Genomic DNA, 18,346 nt, shown 5'->3' on the forward strand with positions numbered 1-18,346 from the left:
CGGCTAACTCGAAATAATCCAAATTGAACTTATCTTTATATAATGGTCATTAGTTATCATACATCAATGCATATAATGTAGAACCTCCTTAATTTTGAAGAAACAAATAGAAAAAGATAAATCATGAAAACAATTCTATATACCTCGGATAGCAGAGGACATGCCAATCACGGATGGCTAAATTCATATCACAGTTTTAGTTTTGCCAATTATCACAATCCAGAAAAGATGAATTTTGGTGTCCTTAGAGTTTTAAATGACGATACTGTCTCTGGTGGTCAAGGTTTTGGACAACATCCCCATAAGAACATGGAAATTATCTCCATTCCGTTACAAGGAGATTTGGAACATAAGGACAGTATGGGAAATTCCACTGTTATTAAAGAAGGTGATGTGCAGGCAATGAGTGCAGGAACGGGTGTTTTCCATAGCGAGTACAACAAGAACAAAAATGAAGAAGTGAAGTTTTTGCAGATTTGGGTAATTCCAAAAACCCAAAATGTTACACCTAGATACGATCAGATTTCTACCCATGATCTGGCTACAAAAAATTCCTTTTACCAAATTCTTTCTCCAAATAAAACGGATCAGGGGGTATGGATACATCAGGATGCTTGGTTTTCCTTGGGTGATTTTGAAACTGGAATCAGCTCAACCTATACTTTAAATAAGAACAGCAATGGATTGTTTCTATTTGTATTGGAAGGTGGAATAACCATTAACGAACAACAATTGAAACGGCGTGATGCCATAGGGATTTCGGAAACCAACGAAATTACCCTTATTTCAACAGAAACTAGTAAAGTCCTGTTGATGGAAGTCCCAATGGAATTCTAATTTCACCCTAAATAATTGCTGCAATTTTTCTATTTTTAATACTTTCATTATTTACGAAATACGCTATGTCCAATATCAACCTTGTTATTCCCGAAAGAGCAGCCAACATAGGTAATTTGATGGTGGGCCGATTATTGCCATTTAGACAAAAGTGCATGGTAGGCCCCTCTGTCTTTATAGATCATATGGGACCCGTCCAATTGGACGAAAATGAAAATTTAGACGTTCCGCCACATCCTCATATTGGGCTTTCTACACTCACTTATCTTTTTGAAGGAGCTATGATGCACAGGGATAGTTTGGGCAATGAGGTGGAAATTAAACCGGGCGGGGTTAATTGGATGACTGCCGGCAAGGGCGTAGTTCATTCGGAACGCACTCCCGAACACTTGAGGGGAATTAAGAAGTCGCTACATGGACTTCAGATATGGGTAGGGCTTCCCAAAAAATTGGAGCAAACGGAACCTGAATTTACCCACATAACCGAGAATAAAATTCCCAAATGGCAATATCAAGGGGCTACTGCTACTCTGATTGCAGGTGAGTTATTAGGCAAAATTTCCCCTGTTCCTGTACACAGCAAGCTGTACTTTTTGGAACTAAAGAGTTCAGAAAATAAAAAAATAAACATAGGCCCGGAATTATATGGAGAAAGTGGCCTCTATATCTTGGAAGGAAGCATTACCAGTGACGGAAATACTTATGGGCCCAAACAGATTTTAATTGCGAATAATAGCACACTTTGCGAATTTGAACTTTCTGCTAATTCCACCATCTACATTTTTGGCGGAGAACCTTTCCCTGAGGAAAGACATATCTATTGGAATTTTGTCTCCTCTGACAAGGGTATCATAGAAAGAGCAAGCAATAATTGGAAACTTCAAAAGTTTCCCAAAATTCCAGGCGAACTGGATTTTGTTCCCCTTCCATCTTAAACCAACCGAACACAATTTATTATGAAAACAGGAAGATTAGAAGCATTTAGTGATGGGGTTTTGGCCATTATAATCACCATTATGGTATTGGAAATGAAAGCGCCCGAGGAAACTACCCTAGACGGATTGTGGTCCATTTTCCCCATCTTTATGAGTTATGTTTTAAGTTTTATTTACTTAGGGATTTACTGGAATAACCATCACCATTTAATGCAGGTCACTGAAAAAGTTAATGGCCCCATACTATGGGCCAATCTCCACCTACTTTTTTGGCTTTCATTGATTCCCTTTGCTACCAGTTGGGTTGGAGAAAATTATCACGCAGCCCTCACAATTGCGCTCTACGGCGTTGTGCTCTTGATGTGTGCAATAGCCTATAGAATTTTGGAAATTTACCTTATAAAGTATCACGATGAAAACTACCCCTTAAAGTTGGTCACAAAACGCGGTTTAAAAGAAAATATTTCCATGTTAATTTATATTGCCTCCATTCCCCTAGCCTACATAAATACTTGACTGGCCATTGCCGGATTTATTATGGTTGCCATTATTTGGGTGATACCTAACAAAAAATTGGAAGGTTTGGCCGAGAAAAAGTAAATATACCTTTGCCCACCTTAACAACCTATCCAACGCTATCCACCTTTTAGCGAGTTGGAAGGTGGTTTATCGAGTATAACCAGTAAGTCTGCATTTTTGTCCTAATTTATCGCTAAATATAAGATGCTCTTTTTGACAAAAATTTATCGCTTTGAAAAAAAATAATTTTCTGATTGCAGCTATTATTCTCCTTTCCTTTGTCTTTTCGTGCTCCAAAGAGAGCAAAGAAGATCTAATAGATATCGTGGTCAATGAAAAGCCGACTGACCAGCCGGAGGAAGAACCTGAGGTTGAGGAGCCTATTATAGAAAGTAGTCCCCTACCCAATAATCCCCAAAGAACTGGGAACGCTTCGGCGGGATACGAATATTTAATTTCTGGGGATTATATGAGTTCGGGCATCCCATACGATGCATTTTTGCTGGGAACAAGCGAGAATCCTGACAACCGCCTTAATAGAAGTGGCGACAATGCCAATATCCCTTACGATTATACCGCAATAACAGCTCCCAATGGCGCAAGGGTGGTTGCTCCCAACTGTATGGCTTGCCACGCCTCTACCATTAACAATAATTTTATAATTGGATTAGGAAGTCATGATGCGGATTTTACCGTGAATAGGGCCAGTAATATATCCCTATTAAATTCTGGCATTAGAGCTCTTTACGGCGGTGAAGAAAGTGCAGAATGGCTGGCTTATGATCAGTTTAGAAAAAGCATCGTTGCCATTGGCCCTAAAACCATTACAGAAACCCGTGGATCCAATCCAGCAGATAAAATTACCCAAGTATTAATGAGTCACCGCGACAAAAATACTTTGGTTTGGCAAGACACCCCATTTGTAGAAGTTTTGGACGCCGTTATTCCCACTGATGTACCCGCGTGGTGGTTGCTGAAAAAGAAAAACGCTATGTTTTATCATGCAATTGGTCGATTTGATTTTTGCAAATCATTTATAGGATCAAGTCTCTTAACACTAGGTGACGCTTCAAAAGCTGCAGAAATAGACAGTAAAATGGTAGATGTCCTGGCCTATATTCAAAGCTTGGAAGCCCCGGAATACCCATTTGACATAGATACTGATTTGGCCCAACAAGGAAAACAGTTATTCGAAAATACTTGTGCTACTTGCCACGGTACATATGGTGACGACCCTACTTACCCGAATTTACTGGTGACCTTAAAATCTGTAGGGACAGACCCTGAACTATCCAATCATTACACTACCTCCTCTCCTATAAACGATTATTTTATGGATTGGTTCAATTCTGGTTGGTTTGGCACCACATCTAATAAATTACAGATAAAAGCGGAAGGGGGCTATATAGCTCCTCCCTTGGATGGTGTCTGGGCCACGGCCCCCTACTTCCATAATGGCTCCACCCCCACTTTAGAAGACGTTTTAAATAGTGAAGACCGACCTACGAGATGGAGCAGGACTTTCCTGAATTCCGATTATGACCAAATAAAAGTTGGATGGAACTATACCGTAGAACAAACCAAAGTGGACAAAAACACTTACGACACTACACTGAAAGGATATAGCAATACTGGTCATACCTTTGGAGATCAGATGACCAGTCCTGAAAGAACTGCACTAATTGAGTATTTAAAAACCTTGTAAATCAAGATATTACAACACTCAGTTAAACTAATGGATTAAAAGATTATTTTGCCTTCAACATGCTTCCCTTTGACGATTTTGTGTAGCTTATTGCTTTAAAAAAAGCACCCCAATATCCTTTTTCAACCTAAGGTTTCATCAAGAAAAGTAACATCTGACGGAATTATTCCTCTGGGGGCCTACCGTGGATTTCTTCGAAAATAGTATCAAAATTCTGACGCAGATGCGTACTTAATTTTTTGTGATAGTCGTCCGTAAGCCACTTGAGAAAATTAAAAGTACTTTTGCTAATGCATTTAGCGTAGCGCTGGATCCTATCGTCTATATCCGGTCCCAACATTTTAGAAAGCGCAAGGGCGTCATATACATCTTCACTGTTTTCTACACAGATTTTTGCGTGTTGAGCAATGGACCTCTCCAAAACCACTTTTGAAGACTCTCCACTTTTAATGGAATCTACATAAGTCTCCTTTATATCGAAATATACCTCCTCGGATTTAGCAAATTCTTCACGTAACTCCTCCGGCATTTCCCATTTAAAATTGCTTTCCAGATCCTCATCATTTAAAAGCCTGTCAGCGTAAAAATTAGGAGATTTAAAAATGGTCTGCCAATCCAGATCAGCTCCCCATGGCCCAAAGCGATGGAAATTGTTCCCTAAGTCGATTACGGAAAATGTGGATTTATTGTTCAATATCCGTGAACCACGACCTATCATCTGATAATAAAGCGTTAAGGATTTAGTAGCCCGGTTCAATATAATGGTATCTATGGTAGGTTCATCAAAACCCGTGGTCAATATACTTACTGATGTTAAAATGGCATTAGGCGTCACGTTAAACCACTTTAGAATGGCCTTACGTTGTTTCTTGGTAGCGGTATTATCCAGATGGGCAATAGGGTAACCTGCCGCCCTGAACGTTTCGTATACATGGAGGGAGGTGTTAATACCATTGTTGAAAATTAAGGTTTTCTTTCCCTTGGAATGTTTTTCATAGGCCTCCAATAACTTCGTCAGCATCAGGCTATTGTTGTAGAGATCCTCAGAGGATTTTACGGTATAATCCCCATTGGAACCCACTTCCAAAGAGGTTAAGCCCATGTTATAGGAGTAAAATTCGGCCCTGGCCAAAAATTCATTCTCAATAAGAGACACAATAGTTTCACCAACAATTAATTCATCATAATTGTCCTTCATCGGCAAATCCTTATTGGAACTTAAAGGTGTTGCCGTAACCCCCAAAACAAAGGAATTCTCGAAAAACTTAAATAGCTTAGTGAAAGAGTTGTAGTGTGCCTCATCAATGATTACCAATCCTACATCGGAAATATCCAATTTATCGTCCTGCAGCCTATTGTTCAAGGTTTCCACCATTGCTACGAAACAGCTAAATTCTTCTTGGTCATCCAAATTGGCTTTGCTGTCTACCACCTTATTTGTTACCCCAAAGCTGGTCAACATGGTCGAAGTTTGCTTGCAAAGCTCTATACGGTGTGTCATGATTAGCACCTTCTTGTTATGGTGCTTTAAATACTGCCTTACTATTTCAGAAAAAATAACGGTTTTACCTCCACCTGTAGGCAATTGGTACAAAAGATGAAAATCGTCCGGTGCGGTTTCAAATTTATCGAAAATTTGATCTATAGCTCCTTTTTGATAGCTGTACAGCTCCTTATCAGTTTTTCTCTCTACAATAGCATTTGCAATCAAAGTCTCCGACATAATCTCATTTTATAGGACTGCAAAACTAAGTCCTTTCACGGATGTTTAACGAATAAATCTGGAAAATTAAGGATTATTTTTTTCAAATATCATCCTAAGGTGTCAATTCCTACAAGTCGTGAGAGATGTATTTTTAATAATTGCCATTAATAATTACGCTCACTTATTAACATGGTAATTCTCTAGTTCTTGACCAATTTTCTAAGCGCCACCCACTGTTTGAGCATTTCCCTGGAATCTGTGGCAGGATAACCCAATACAGTTTTACCGGGTAGTACGTCGCTCATCACACCGGAACCAGCGCCAACAACGGCACCAGAATTAATCGTTGTATGATCCTTAATTGAGGCACTGCCCCCTATTATTACTCCATCCCCTAGGGTTACCGAACCGGCCAAACCACTGTGCCCGGCCATAATACAGGATCTTCCCATTATACAATTATGGGCTATTTGGACCAAATTGTCAATTTTACAGCCATCTCCTATTATGGTAGAGCTAAATTTTCCTCGGTCAACACAGGAATTGGCCCCAATTTCAACATGGTTTCCAATAACTACATTTCCAATTTGCGGTATTTTTACCAAGCCCCTGCCATCTTCACTGGGCCTATAACCAAATCCGTCGGCACCAATACTAACATTAATATGAAAAATACAATGATTGCCAATAATACTCCGTTCCCTGATTACGGTACCTGACCAAACTATGGTATGATTACCTATGACCGTCTCATCAAATACAGCAACATTGGGGTAAAGGATAACACCATCTCCCAAAACTACATCTTTACCTACATAGCAACCTGCTCCAATTTTACAGCCCTTACCCAAAACAGCGGTATCGTGGACTGTGGCCATAGGATGCACCTCCTCTAGCATTACAGGTGGCTCGGGCTGAAATGCCTCCAGTAATTTGGCCATGGCCAAATCTGCATTGGCTACCTTAATGAAAGCCTTGCCCTCCCCCGGCACTATTTTTACAGAATCGCTCACAATCGCGGCACTAGCATTGCAGGAATCCCATTGCCTGGCATATTTATTACTTGCTATAAAGGTAATTTGCTGGTCTTGGGCCCTATCCATTTGCTCTGCCCCAATTATAACCTTCTCATACCCCCCTATAAGTTCCCCATTTAAGAGTTCGTTGATTTCTGCAACAGTGAATGACTTCATCTAAAATTTAATTTATTGATTAATTATCAAAAGTTGATTTAATTCTCAGTGATTTTTTTAAATATAGCGTTAAATATCAAACTACATCGTTAAATATAAACTAAGAAATCCTAAAAATAAGAATTGAAAAGAAACTCAAAAGAACATCCTCCATTTTTTATGAAACCCCTTCACAACCAAGCTAGCCTATTTACTAACTATTACTTTATGGACCTCAAGTATAACTGCTCCACCTTTTCCCGTGCCCAAGGAGTCCGTCTTAAAAATTTTAAACTGGATTTAATGGAGGGGTCATGATTAAAACAGCGGATATTAATTCTATCACCCATTTCCTCCCAGCCATATTGGGCTACAAGTGACTCCAATATGACAGCTAATGTAATGCCGTGCAAAGGATTATTATTGTTATTCATTTAATGTAAAACATTAATTAAAGTGTTATATATGTCTTGTTTTCAATTAATAACTATTTTCGTTTTTTATTTTTTTTTGAAAACGCTTTATCTCCTCTTGTTAATGGTTTTTTATATTTTTTTGCAATTTCCCTTTTATAGGACCCCCCTTGGTTGATCTTTTTATTCTTTTCCGCTTTCTCATGAAAGGCAGCGCCACGAGCGTCCTTTTCAGCGGCACTACCAGGATTGTTGGGTTCCAAATTTTTAGGCCGTTCCTCTGGGGCCAGTTCCTCGGAGATTTGTACTGCCGTAGGGAAAGTTAACAAAGGAATATCAAAATCCATCAATTTTTCAATTGCATCTTTATACTCCTCCTCTTTCTCCGTATACATTAAAATGGAATTCCCTTTTTTCTCAGCCCTTCCGGTCCTACCTATACGATGCATATAATTCTCAGGGAAAGTGGGAGTATCAAAATTGATTACATGGGATATTTCGTCCAGGTCCAAGCCCCTCGACATTACATCAGTAGAAATCAATATCCTGTTTTTACCTTCATCAAACTGTTTGATCGATCTAATTCTATAATTCTGTGTTTTATTGGAGTGAATTATTGCCGCCTCATCTCCATAACCTTCTTTCAACGCCTCAAACAACCTATCGGCGCTTCTTTTATTGGAAACAAAGACCAAAACTTTTCTAAAGATGGTTTTATCCTTAAGTAAATAGGCCAATAGATTTACTTTGGTGTAAAAATTTTCAACGGCATAAGCAACTTGTTCAATATTTTCCAATGGCGTTCCACTAACGGCTATTGAAATTTTTTCCGGAACAATAAAAAAGTCCTCTATCAATTGGGCTACTTCCTCTGTCATCGTTGCTGAAAACATAACATTCTGCCTTCTTTGGGGCATTAATTCAAAAATATTGGTAATCTGAAAACGGAAACCAAGATCCAGCATTACATCTACTTCATCGATTACCAATTTCTTAATATCCCTAAGTTTCAGTGTCCTATCCAAGGTAAGGTCGTATAATCTGCCGGGGGTGGCCACTAAAATATCACAACCTTGGGCAACTGCTTGCCGCTGCGTATTTATATTTGCCCCACCATAAATACCGCAGACCCTTACGCTCATATATTTCGAATAAGCTTCTATATTGGCTACAACCTGCAAGACCAACTCCCTGGTGGGCACCAATACCAATATCCTAGGGTTCACCTGATTGGAAAATTTCAACTCCTGTAAGAGAGGCAGCATATAGGCGAAAGTTTTACCTGTACCCGTTTGCGCAATTCCCACAATATCCTTGCCTGACATGATTACCGAAAAGGCTTCCTGCTGAATAGGAGTTGGGGTTGTAAATCCCAAATCCTCAATGGCATAATGTAGTTGTTTTGTTATATTCAAATCGGCAAAAGTGCTCATTCCCTTTATTTTTGGGACAAAGATAAAGTTTATAATCTTCATAATTGCCGTTGCCTCCTTTGTTGACTACAATCAGGGAATAAAATAGATTCTTAATTAAAACCTAATTGGGGGGTTTAACTTTGGGATAATTATTAATTTGAACCCTTGGAATAACCTAAATTCTTAAAAATGAAAAAAGTAAGCTTGCTATTAATCCTAAGTTTCGTTTGTTTTTCGCAGGTTTTATTTGCCCAGTTTAATGGGCAGCTCGTAAGCGATATTGCAGAGGAAGTCAACAAAAATTCGCAGTTGGAAACCTTGGCTCACGAATTACTGGATGTCATTGGCCCCAGATTGGTTGGCACCCCGCAGATGCAAAAGGCACATGACTGGGCACTAACAAAATACGCTAATTGGGATATCTCTGCCCATAACGAACAATGGGGGGAATGGCGTGGCTGGGAACGCGGTATTACACATATAGACATGCTATCCCCTAGGGTCCAGACCTTAAAGGGCACCCAACTGGCATGGAGCCCCGGCACTGGCAAAAAAGGTGTTACGGCAGAATTGGTTGTATTGCCCACTGTCGCAGATTCCAATGAGTTCAACAAGTGGTTGCCAAGTGTAAACGGAAAGTTGGTTATGATCTCTATGAAGGAACCCACTGGTAGACCTGATTACAACTGGGAAGAATTTGCAACGCCCGAGTCCTTTGCAAAAATGAAGAAAGAGAGGGATTTACAAGAAGATGAGTGGTCACAAAATATGCAACGTATAGGGTTCAACCGACAATCCCTGCCATTGGCATTGGAAAAAGCAGGAGCCTCTGGAATAGTAACCTCTTATTGGTCCAAAGGCTTTGGCGCCAATAAAATCTTTGGTGCTAATACTGAGAGGATTCCCACCATTGATCTGGAATTGGAAGACTACACCCTGTTATATAGATTGGTTGAATACGGGGATCGACCTAAAATTAAAATTGTAGCCGAATCCAAAGAACTGGGTACCGTACCTACTTTTAATACCATTGCAGAGATAAAAGGTTCCGAAAAGCCAAATGAATATGTAATTCTATCCGCACATTTTGATTCTTGGGATGGTGGTAAGGGAGCCACGGACAACGGGACCGGAACATTAGTTATGATGGAGACCATGCGCGTACTTAAAAAATTATATCCAAATCCCAAAAGGACGATCTTGGTAGGGCACTGGGGAAGCGAAGAGCAAGGATTGAATGGCTCTAGAGCCTATGTAGAAGATCACCCGGAAATAGTCGGCAATATACAAGCTGTTTTTAACCAGGATAACGGTACTGGTAGAGTTGTACAAATTTCTGGAGGTGGATTTCTCAACTCCTATGATTACATCTCAAAATGGCTTTCTGCCGTCCCGGATGAAGTAACACAGCACATAGAAACCTCATTTCCAGGAATGCCTGCCGGTGGCGGATCTGATAATGCATCCTTTACCGCAGCTGGAGCACCTGCGTTTGGACTTAGCTCCCTAAATTGGTCATATTGGAATTATACCTGGCACACCAATAGGGATACTTATGATAAAATTGTATTCGACGATGTTAAAAACAATGTAATACTTACCGCCATTTTGACTTATATGGCTAGTGAAGACCCGGATATGGCCTCTAGGGAAAGAAGGGTATTGCCCCTTAGCAAAAAAACTGGGGAACAAGGTACTTGGCCCACCCAACGTTCCCCGAACAGAAAGGGGGGATTGTAAGAATTTACCATAGATTTCCCTTTGGTTTGTTAAAAATAAAGCCTAACTTAATTTCCGGAAATGAAACCTAATTCAACCTGGATTTGTTAACTTAAAAACCCTAAAATATGACTATCAATTTTGAATATGATGATGTAAAAGCAAGTGCCCGTTTAGAGGAATTGGCTACAAAAAAGTTAGAAAAACTAGAAGACAAATATGATTTTATACTGCGTGCCGACGTTTTCTTCAAAAAAGAGAACACCTCTACGCCAAATACTGGATTAATTTGTAATATTAGACTCAGTGCTCCCGGACCTAGACTATTTGCAGAGTCTAACAATGGTAAATTTGAAATGGGAATTGCCGCCTCTGTTGAAGAACTTGAAAGACAATTGGAAAAAAGAAAAGGCAAGATGAAAACCTATTAAAACACTTGCTAGTACATAAAATAAAATGCCCTAGAAAGGATTTTTTTCTTTTCTAGGGCATTTTATTTTTAGCTCTTCGTCAATAAAGAATTCAAAATTGGTTAATCCACCTCATCTTCAAATTTAGCATCTGCTAGCGTTTTCATCAAGCGATCTGAAAACGGGCTTTTATATAAGTCTTTCAACAGTTTCTTTCGTTTACGGTCGGAAATATCCAAGGTATCCAAAATACCCTTTCTTCTTCTAACTTCAACTATGCGTTTCTTCTTTAAATTGATCCTGTCTTGGGCCGATAATATCATGTCTGGTTCATACTCCTCCAATATGGTCCATTTTTCCACTTTTAACTTCTGCCCGTCGCTATCTTTTTCTGCGGATTGGGCATGCCCCTCCATTAGGAAAAATCCCATTAGGAGCACTAATACAGCGCTATAAATTCCTTTTTTCATGATTTACAAATAGTGTCTCCTGTAATTTATAACAATTTCACCCCATTCTTTAGCCCAAATGCAGATAATTTATACCGTATATCGTGTTTTTGACCATCCTGACGATTTTTTACACAAATATTTGATTTTCAGCTCTCTATAATCGCTTATCTCTGGGTAAAAAAGATTGGTTTAGCAACTGTTAGTAATTAAAAAATGATACTTACATTTGTGCCTTAAAATCATTCTGACTATGTTAATTTGGGGATCGTTTATTGCATTGATCATTATTTTTTTAGCACTGGATTTAGGTGTTTTCCACAAACATGAACATGTTATTAAAACCAAGGAAGCCAGTATATGGACCGCTATTTGGGTCACAGTTGCTTTCAGTTTTAGTGGCGTAATCTACTGGTTATTCTCCACTGGCCTTATAGATAACCCCACGGGATTAACAGCCAATAATGCCGTTTTAAAATACATAACCGGGTACCTTATAGAACTTTCACTTAGTGTAGATAATGTCTTTGTTATTGCAGTAATATTTAGCGCCTTTAAGATTCCGCCCATATACCAACATAGGGTATTATTCTGGGGCATTTTAGGCGCCATAGTATTTAGGGCCTTAATGATCGTGTTCGGCGTTGCCCTGATTACGAAATTTGAATGGATAATTTATGTTTTTGGAGTTTTCCTATTGTATACCGCCTTTAAAATGCTTCGGTCGGACGATACTAAATTTGACCCAAAAAACTCTTTCGTTTTCAAGAGGTTAAAAAAGATTTACCCCATTACAGCCACCATAAATGGTCATGATTTTTTTGTGAAGCGTATGGGGGTTACGGCTGCCACGCCTCTTTTTGTAGCGCTTGTAATCATAGAATTAACCGATATCCTTTTTGCATTGGATAGCATTCCTGCAATTTTAGCCATTACAGCAGACCCATTTATAGTTTTTAGTTCCAATATTTTGGCCATACTTGGATTAAGGTCTATGTATTTTTTAATTTCCAGAATGCTGGAAAAGTTCAGGTATATAAATTATAGCTTAGTAGTTATTCTGGCCTTTGTTGGATTAAAAATGCTATTCTCGCATCATATTGAAATCCCTGAGTGGATTTCCCTAACTGTAATATCGGTATCATTAATAGGAGGTATAGTTGCCTCTATCCTTATCCAAGATGAAAAGACTGCGGATAAACTATAATTATTATTTATCCCGTAAATTACCTTGGGGCGAGCCCATTAGGCAACGAAAGGAAGCCACTTATATTATTTCGACGCCCGCCTGAACGGAACACGGGCAGGCAAGCGTCGGAGCATTCAAATCTCACTTAGTGAGCAATTTTTGGTCTATAATGTTTAGGGCATCCTTTACTGTCTGCATTTGGTCCATATCCTCATTCTCCAATCGGATACCAAATGCATCCTCTAAGTCTAGGACAATATCTACCAAATGAGCCGAATTGATGTTCAGTTCCGTAACAAAATTACTTTCCACCCCTACTGAATCTATTGAAACATCTTCAGGAAGATAGGTTTTAACAATCCCCTTCAGTCTTGCCAAACGTTGGTCATTATCATCCATAATTACATCGTTTTATATTCCTTAAAGATAACGCAGGCATTTACATCTCCAAATCCAAAACTTGCTTTTGCAATTATTTTTGGTCGATAAGAAATAGTTTTTAGTGGAATTCGCGATGCATCTACCAATTCCAAGATATCAGGGTGTATGTCTGGACAATTTCGATTACCAAAGATCACCCCTCCGCGGTATTGCAACAAAGTTGCTACGCATTCTATACTTCCAGCTGCGGCAAGACAATGACCTACTATTCCCTTGGTAGAATTTATGTACGGGAAATCCAGGCCTGAGCGCCCTAAGGCTTCACTCCAGTTTCTAATTTCTTCAGCGTCTTTTGAAGTCGCCGTTAAATGGCCATTAATGACATCAACCGCATTCCTTTCAACTCCAGCATCGGACAAGGCATCCAAAATACAGCGTTGGACCGCCACACTATTCGGTGCCGACATACTCCCTGAACCACGTTGTCCGCCACTATTCACGGAACCTCCCAATACTTCTGCATATATCTTGGCTCCCCTATCCAGAGCACTGCTCAATGATTCCAACACCATAGCTCCTGCCCCACTTCCAGGTACAAAGCCCGATGCACTTGCACTCATTGGCCTGCTTGCCTCTTCGGGATTAACATTATAGTTCGCAGGAAGTATCCGCATGGCGTCAAAACCTCCCCAAACATACGGGCCGCTGTCGCTACAACTTCCCACCAACATCCTCTTTGCCTTTCCAGACCTAATACGTTCCAGCCCCATAACAACGCCCTCTGTACCCGTCGCACATGCCGACGAATTGGTAGTCACTTGGTTGCCACACCCCAAAATGCCACCTAAATAAGCACTTATACCGCTAGCCATAGTCTGCATTACAGAATTACTCCCCAAACGTCGAGAGTTATTGTTATCAATTAAATATATAGACTCCCTGAGCTTGTCTATTCCTAAAATTCCAGTGCCAAACATAATGCCACTATCCCAATCTGGTTCTTTCTCCCCTGCCTTGTCTAAGCCAGCATCCATCCAAGCATCTGTTCCCGCTATAACCCCATAAACTACACCACTTGAGTTTAGGCCTTTAAGTTGTAAAGCTGTGAAATAGGATTCTTTTAAAATTTCCAATATTTCCGGTTTCCCGGCAATTTGACACCCGAAGCCTAAGTCGGCCAACTCCTGATGAAATGTAATCCCACTGGCACCATGAAGAAGTGAATCATAAAAATGGGATAGTCCTACGCCATTGGGCGCACATACACCAAGTCCAGTTATCACTACCCGCTTGTTCATATATTCCTATTTTTTTAACATGCCGGACAATATGCCCGAACATACCAGTTGAGCATGTTGATTGTACATTTTAACCTCACATTTCAATTTATTAAATCTATAGTAAACCTTTCTCGATTTTACCGTTACGGTCTCTAAAGGATAAACCGGCAATAAAAATTGCATCTCGGAACTACTTAGGGCCACTTGAAAATCACCAGTAATTTCTTTTTCCCCTTTCAGTAAATAAATGCCTAAACATACCAAGCCGATCTGTGCACAACATTCGGTCAGAATCACTCCTGGTGTAATGGCTTGCTTTTTAAAGTGTCCTTCATAAAAAAATTCATCCTTCTTAAAAGTATAGCTGCCCTCAATTGAGTTCTCGGTAACTGATTGCAGATTATCGACAAAAAGAAAGGGCTTTTCATATGGTAAATTTTTAATTATTTCATTAATAATTAACATATAATGTTCATTTATATAAACTAATACTTTAATCTAATTACCAATTTCCTAAGTACTTAAAATCTACCGGGCAAGGTGTAATTACCATTCGAGCAATATCCGTTGGGCAGAAAACCCAGGGCCAAAACTCAACACTAACCCTTGCTCCCCTTTCGAAATATCTCTATCCATAAAGCGCTCCAAAACATAAAGTACGGTTGCGCTGCTCATATTGCCGTACAAGCGAAGCGTTTCACGGGTATCATCTAAATTCTTACCCAATTCGCCAAATAGGCCTTCCACTGTCTCTACAATTTTCTTTCCTCCAGGGTGAAAGATTAAATGGTCTACTTTTTCAATAGAACTACCACAACGCTTCAAAAAGGGATGAATTATAGCTGGAAAATGTTCAGAAATCATCTGTGGGACCATGGGGTCCAAAATCATTTTTAGGCCCGAATTGGTAAGATCGAAACCCATCAATTTAGTGGCATCGGTAAAATGATACATTTCCTCACCGACGATCTTAGGGCCCAATGCCTCTTTTTCCGAAGAAACCAATACGCATGCCGCACCATCACCAAAAATTGCTGCACTTATCACATTCGCCATAGAATAATCATTGAGCTGAAAGGTGGCGGTGGGACTTTCAACAGCAACGATGGCAGCTCTTTTCCCTGGATTGGATTTTAGAAAATTACTGGCATAAATAAGACCTGAAACTCCTGCTGCACAGCCCATCTCTGTAACAGGTAAACGAACTATATCTTTCCTTAGATCTAAATCATTTATGAGGTATGCATCCAAGGAAGGTATCATGATTCCGGTACAACTTACTGTTATTATATAGTCCAGACTGTCTGGCTTCCAATTACTCTTGGCCAAGGCATCTTTCAAAACGGTCCTTCCCAGTTTCTTCACTTCGCGGATATACACATTATTCTTATCCTCAAAAGAAGTGACACCAAAAACCTCCTCGGGAGCCATAATACTGTAACGTTTGTCTACTGCTGCCCCTTCAAAAATTTTAAGGACTTTTCGCTGAAACCGTGTATCCTGACCCTTCATCCATTCATTCACAAAAGGTAAAATATCCTTGGTGTTTCTACTGTATGCCGGCAATGCTTTAGTGACAGCAACTATCCTGGTTTCACTCATATGATTTATTTTTTTACCTAATACGTATTATCCATAGATACCGAAACGCCCATTTCCAATTTATATCATGTTCTAAATTTGGAAGTTTGCTGGAAAAATCTACTAATTCCTTTCTCTTAAATGCACTTTTTATGGAAACCAAGCCATCATGTTTCGCAATCTGTGTTTTCATAAAAATAGAGCTAAAGAACTGAAAAAGGTAATATGACACTTTACTTCTTTGCAAATCATTTATAATAACTCCCAATCGGCTCAATCTTACAAACTGATTCATAAAAGTTGGTATTACTTCTGAATCAAAATGATGCATCGTCAAGGTACAAAGAAGAATATCGCATTGGAGGTCGTCGGCTTCCAATTCTAGAATATCTTCTTCCAAGTATCTTATATTAGGAAATTCCTTAGAATTTTCCTTAGCGATCTGAATTGATTTAGTATTTAAATCGATCCCAATTAATTTCAACTCAAAAGATCCACTCTCGAAATAGGCAGCAACTTTTCTCAACATGGCCCCGTCGCCACAACCCATATCCAAAATAGTATAGGAATTCTGAGGATTTTCTTTTATGATCCTTTTTATGGCTCCCAAGGAAAGGGCAAAACCTTGCAAAACATTATTGACCATATTTATGTCATCATAGATTTTTTGTAAAAGCAAGGGCTCCAAATTGGCATCATCCATTAGCTCGATCTCCCTACTACGACTCGTGAAATTCATGGACATTGAATCGTTGGTCCATGGGTTGTTTTAATAAGTCTATTCACCATATATGGAGAATTGGCTAGTATGCCCATAGCTATATTTGATATTTTGTCGTTCAACAATGCACTCTGAAGCTTCCTTCCCATCCAAAGTCTCCTAGAAAACATTTGCCTCCACTGCCTTTCATAATCCATTTCCAATTTATGCCGGTCTACACTATCATTACTAAAATAATTATGAATTATTTCTGAGGCCATTTTAGCGCTATGAATAGCCATAGCCATACCATTTCCACATAAAGGATGTATTAAACCTGCCGTATCTCCACACATTATGATATTTTTTTCCACTGGTTTTTTCTTATGAAATGAAATCTGACCTATAGCTATTGGTTGATCAAATAGCAATTCGGCTTTATTTAGAAATTTATGTAAATAAGGGTTCTGAGCTATAACATTTTGATTGAAACTGTTTACATCCTTCTCCCTCCTAAAACTTTCATAAGAAACTAGGTAACAAAAATTTACAGATCCGCTCTCGGTTTTGGACAGACCACCGTAACCACCCCTAAAATTATGAACGGCCACTAGATTAACAGGAAATGAGTCCAGTTTATAATGGGCTTTTATCCCCAGCCAAGGTGACTTTTTCTGAATAAAGTCGCGCTGTAAATCCTTGTCCAGCATCCCTCTTTTCCCATAAGCTCCTATCACAAATTTTCCAGAATACTCTTTGTCCGAATCTGTGGAGACCCTAAAATGGCTCCCATTGAAGTCAACAGAGGTTACATTTTCGGGAATAATAGATACCCCCAAGGCCATAGCCTTTTTATATAGAATATGATCAAAAGTATACCTGCTAAGACCAAAGCCCCCTAAAGGCAATTTGGCTCTTAATGTTCTGCCATTTACCGTACTAAATAACATTTCATTAAGCTGGGAAGTTTGAGGTAACGAAACCCCTAAAAACTCCATATATGGCAATATTTCGTTGGAAACATACTCCCCACAAACCTTATGATGGGGGTATTGTTTGGATTCAAAAATAGCCACCTTGTAGTTTTTTATTATCAAATGTATGCCCGCCGTTAAACCTGCCAGACCACCTCCCACAATTACGACATCAAAATCATCCATTAAGAAAAGGTACAGAAAATAAACAAAAAACCCGACGGATATCGTCGGGTTTTATTTTAAGTTCGAGCTATTTTATTGCTTGGCTTTTATAAGCGCTTCTTTTTGTAAGGCCTCATTGGCTACAATAACAAGTTCTACTCTACGGTTTTTAGCTTTTCCAGCGGCGGTGCCGTTATCCGCTTTAGGCTGTGCTTCACCATACCAAGCGGTAGTTAATCTATTTCTAGAGATACCGTTTACAGTTAGGTAATTTGTCACAGATTGCGCACGTTGCTTTGATAAGTTTAAATTATAATCGTCTGGACCAGCACTATCGGTATGACCTTCAACTAATATATTAGTATCAGGATATTCCTTTAAAATACCAACCATGCGATCCAAGGTTGTTGCAGAGGTTCCTTTAACATCGGATTTATTGGTATCGAAATATACCCCAGCATCTTCATTAAAGGTTACGTTTATTCCCTCACCTACCCTAGTCACTTCCGCACCTGGAATCTCTTCTTCAATACGTTCTGCCTGACGGTCCATTCTATCGCCTATATAACCACCGGCAACGCCGCCTACTACTGCACCAATAATAGCACCTAAGGCAGTATTACCGCCCTTACCTATATTGTTTCCCAATACACCTCCAACTACTGCTCCACCAGCAGCACCTACTGCAGCACCTCGTTGCTTCTTATTAGTGTTTTTTACTGCCTGACAGCTACTAAATGCAACTAATATCATCATTATGGACAAACCACTTACAATTATTTTTTTCATCTGATTTT

19 protein-coding genes are annotated in these 18,346 nt (G+C 39.4%); 7 read left to right on the forward strand and 12 right to left on the reverse strand.

What is annotated here, in order from left to right; genetic code table 11:
- Window positions 1–123: 123 nt before the first annotated feature.
- The 4 genes from CWD90_RS17310 (at window position 124) to CWD90_RS17325 (ending at window position 3,996) form a co-directional block, all read left to right on the forward strand.
- Window positions 124–837: a pirin family protein gene (locus CWD90_RS17310; protein WP_103477321.1), complete on the forward strand. Its 714-nt coding sequence runs from the start codon at window positions 124–126 to the stop codon at window positions 835–837.
- Between the two features lie 65 nt (window positions 838–902).
- The gene (locus CWD90_RS17315; RefSeq protein WP_103477322.1) at window positions 903–1,772 is read left to right on the forward strand and encodes a pirin family protein; all 870 of its coding nucleotides are present in this window, start codon (window positions 903–905) and stop codon (window positions 1,770–1,772) included.
- A gap of 21 nt (window positions 1,773–1,793) precedes the next feature.
- Window positions 1,794–2,288, forward strand: coding sequence for a TMEM175 family protein (locus tag CWD90_RS17320; RefSeq protein ID WP_317045733.1), 495 nt, complete (start codon window positions 1,794–1,796; stop codon window positions 2,286–2,288).
- Between the two features lie 235 nt (window positions 2,289–2,523).
- A complete protein-coding gene (locus tag CWD90_RS17325) occupies window positions 2,524–3,996 on the forward strand; it encodes a c-type cytochrome (protein WP_103477323.1) in 1,473 nt (490 codons plus the stop codon).
- A gap of 163 nt (window positions 3,997–4,159) precedes the next feature.
- On the opposite strand, the gene CWD90_RS17330 is transcribed toward CWD90_RS17325, so the two are convergent.
- The 4 genes from CWD90_RS17330 to CWD90_RS17345 all read right to left on the reverse strand — a co-directional run bounded on the left by CWD90_RS17330 (window position 4,160) and on the right by CWD90_RS17345 (window position 8,719).
- Entirely contained in the window at window positions 4,160–5,719 is a 1,560-nt protein-coding gene (locus CWD90_RS17330) for a DEAD/DEAH box helicase (protein ID WP_103477324.1), read from the reverse strand.
- Between the two features lie 182 nt (window positions 5,720–5,901).
- Window positions 5,902–6,894 (reverse strand): UDP-3-O-(3-hydroxymyristoyl)glucosamine N-acyltransferase, encoded by a 993-nt coding sequence (gene lpxD / locus CWD90_RS17335; protein ID WP_103477325.1) that lies wholly within the window; start codon window positions 6,892–6,894, stop codon window positions 5,902–5,904.
- 200 nt (window positions 6,895–7,094) lie between these two features.
- Window positions 7,095–7,307, reverse strand: coding sequence for a VF530 family protein (locus tag CWD90_RS17340; protein WP_103477326.1), 213 nt, complete (start codon window positions 7,305–7,307; stop codon window positions 7,095–7,097).
- Between the two features lie 53 nt (window positions 7,308–7,360).
- The gene (locus tag CWD90_RS17345; RefSeq protein WP_103477358.1) at window positions 7,361–8,719 is read right to left on the reverse strand and encodes a DEAD/DEAH box helicase; all 1,359 of its coding nucleotides are present in this window, start codon (window positions 8,717–8,719) and stop codon (window positions 7,361–7,363) included.
- Window positions 8,720–8,890: 171 nt separating this feature from the next.
- Between CWD90_RS17345 and CWD90_RS17350 the strand changes: the two genes are divergently transcribed.
- The gene (locus CWD90_RS17350; protein WP_103477327.1) at window positions 8,891–10,441 is read left to right on the forward strand and encodes a M20/M25/M40 family metallo-hydrolase; all 1,551 of its coding nucleotides are present in this window, start codon (window positions 8,891–8,893) and stop codon (window positions 10,439–10,441) included.
- Between the two features lie 107 nt (window positions 10,442–10,548).
- Window positions 10,549–10,851 carry an HPF/RaiA family ribosome-associated protein gene (locus tag CWD90_RS17355; protein ID WP_103477328.1) on the forward strand — a complete coding sequence of 101 codons (303 nt, stop codon included), beginning with the start codon at window positions 10,549–10,551 and terminating at the stop codon, window positions 10,849–10,851.
- Window positions 10,852–10,952: 101 nt separating this feature from the next.
- Here CWD90_RS17355 and CWD90_RS17360 read toward each other — a convergent pair whose 3' ends face one another.
- Complete coding sequence (locus CWD90_RS17360) at window positions 10,953–11,300, reverse strand: hypothetical protein (protein WP_103477329.1); 348 nt, start codon at window positions 11,298–11,300, stop codon at window positions 10,953–10,955.
- 232 nt (window positions 11,301–11,532) lie between these two features.
- Between CWD90_RS17360 and CWD90_RS17365 the strand changes: the two genes are divergently transcribed.
- The gene (locus CWD90_RS17365; protein ID WP_103477330.1) at window positions 11,533–12,486 is read left to right on the forward strand and encodes a TerC family protein; all 954 of its coding nucleotides are present in this window, start codon (window positions 11,533–11,535) and stop codon (window positions 12,484–12,486) included.
- Window positions 12,487–12,609: 123 nt separating this feature from the next.
- Here CWD90_RS17365 and CWD90_RS17370 read toward each other — a convergent pair whose 3' ends face one another.
- From CWD90_RS17370 to CWD90_RS17400, 7 genes are all read right to left on the reverse strand, one after another.
- The gene (locus CWD90_RS17370) at window positions 12,610–12,867 is read right to left on the reverse strand and encodes an acyl carrier protein (RefSeq protein WP_103477331.1); all 258 of its coding nucleotides are present in this window, start codon (window positions 12,865–12,867) and stop codon (window positions 12,610–12,612) included.
- A gap of 2 nt (window positions 12,868–12,869) precedes the next feature.
- Window positions 12,870–14,147, reverse strand: coding sequence for a beta-ketoacyl-[acyl-carrier-protein] synthase family protein (locus CWD90_RS17375; protein ID WP_103477332.1), 1,278 nt, complete (start codon window positions 14,145–14,147; stop codon window positions 12,870–12,872).
- Between the two features lie 6 nt (window positions 14,148–14,153).
- Window positions 14,154–14,594 carry a 3-hydroxyacyl-ACP dehydratase FabZ family protein gene (locus tag CWD90_RS17380; RefSeq protein WP_103477333.1) on the reverse strand — a complete coding sequence of 147 codons (441 nt, stop codon included), beginning with the start codon at window positions 14,592–14,594 and terminating at the stop codon, window positions 14,154–14,156.
- A gap of 81 nt (window positions 14,595–14,675) precedes the next feature.
- Window positions 14,676–15,731, reverse strand: coding sequence for a type III polyketide synthase (locus CWD90_RS17385; protein WP_103477334.1), 1,056 nt, complete (start codon window positions 15,729–15,731; stop codon window positions 14,676–14,678).
- A gap of 13 nt (window positions 15,732–15,744) precedes the next feature.
- Window positions 15,745–16,449, reverse strand: a complete 705-nt coding sequence (locus CWD90_RS17390; protein WP_239986553.1) for a methyltransferase domain-containing protein — start codon at window positions 16,447–16,449, stop codon at window positions 15,745–15,747.
- Window positions 16,446–17,570, reverse strand: coding sequence for an NAD(P)/FAD-dependent oxidoreductase (locus CWD90_RS17395; RefSeq protein ID WP_103477336.1), 1,125 nt, complete (start codon window positions 17,568–17,570; stop codon window positions 16,446–16,448). The genes CWD90_RS17390 and CWD90_RS17395 overlap by 4 nt, the downstream gene beginning before the upstream one ends.
- Window positions 17,571–17,642: 72 nt before the next feature.
- Entirely contained in the window at window positions 17,643–18,338 is a 696-nt protein-coding gene (locus CWD90_RS17400) for an OmpA family protein (protein WP_103477337.1), read from the reverse strand.
- Window positions 18,339–18,346 lie beyond the last annotated feature (8 nt).

The organism is Arenibacter catalasegens (assembly GCF_002909235.1).
In the GTDB taxonomy this organism is placed as follows: Bacteria; Bacteroidota; Bacteroidia; order Flavobacteriales; family Flavobacteriaceae; genus Arenibacter; species Arenibacter catalasegens.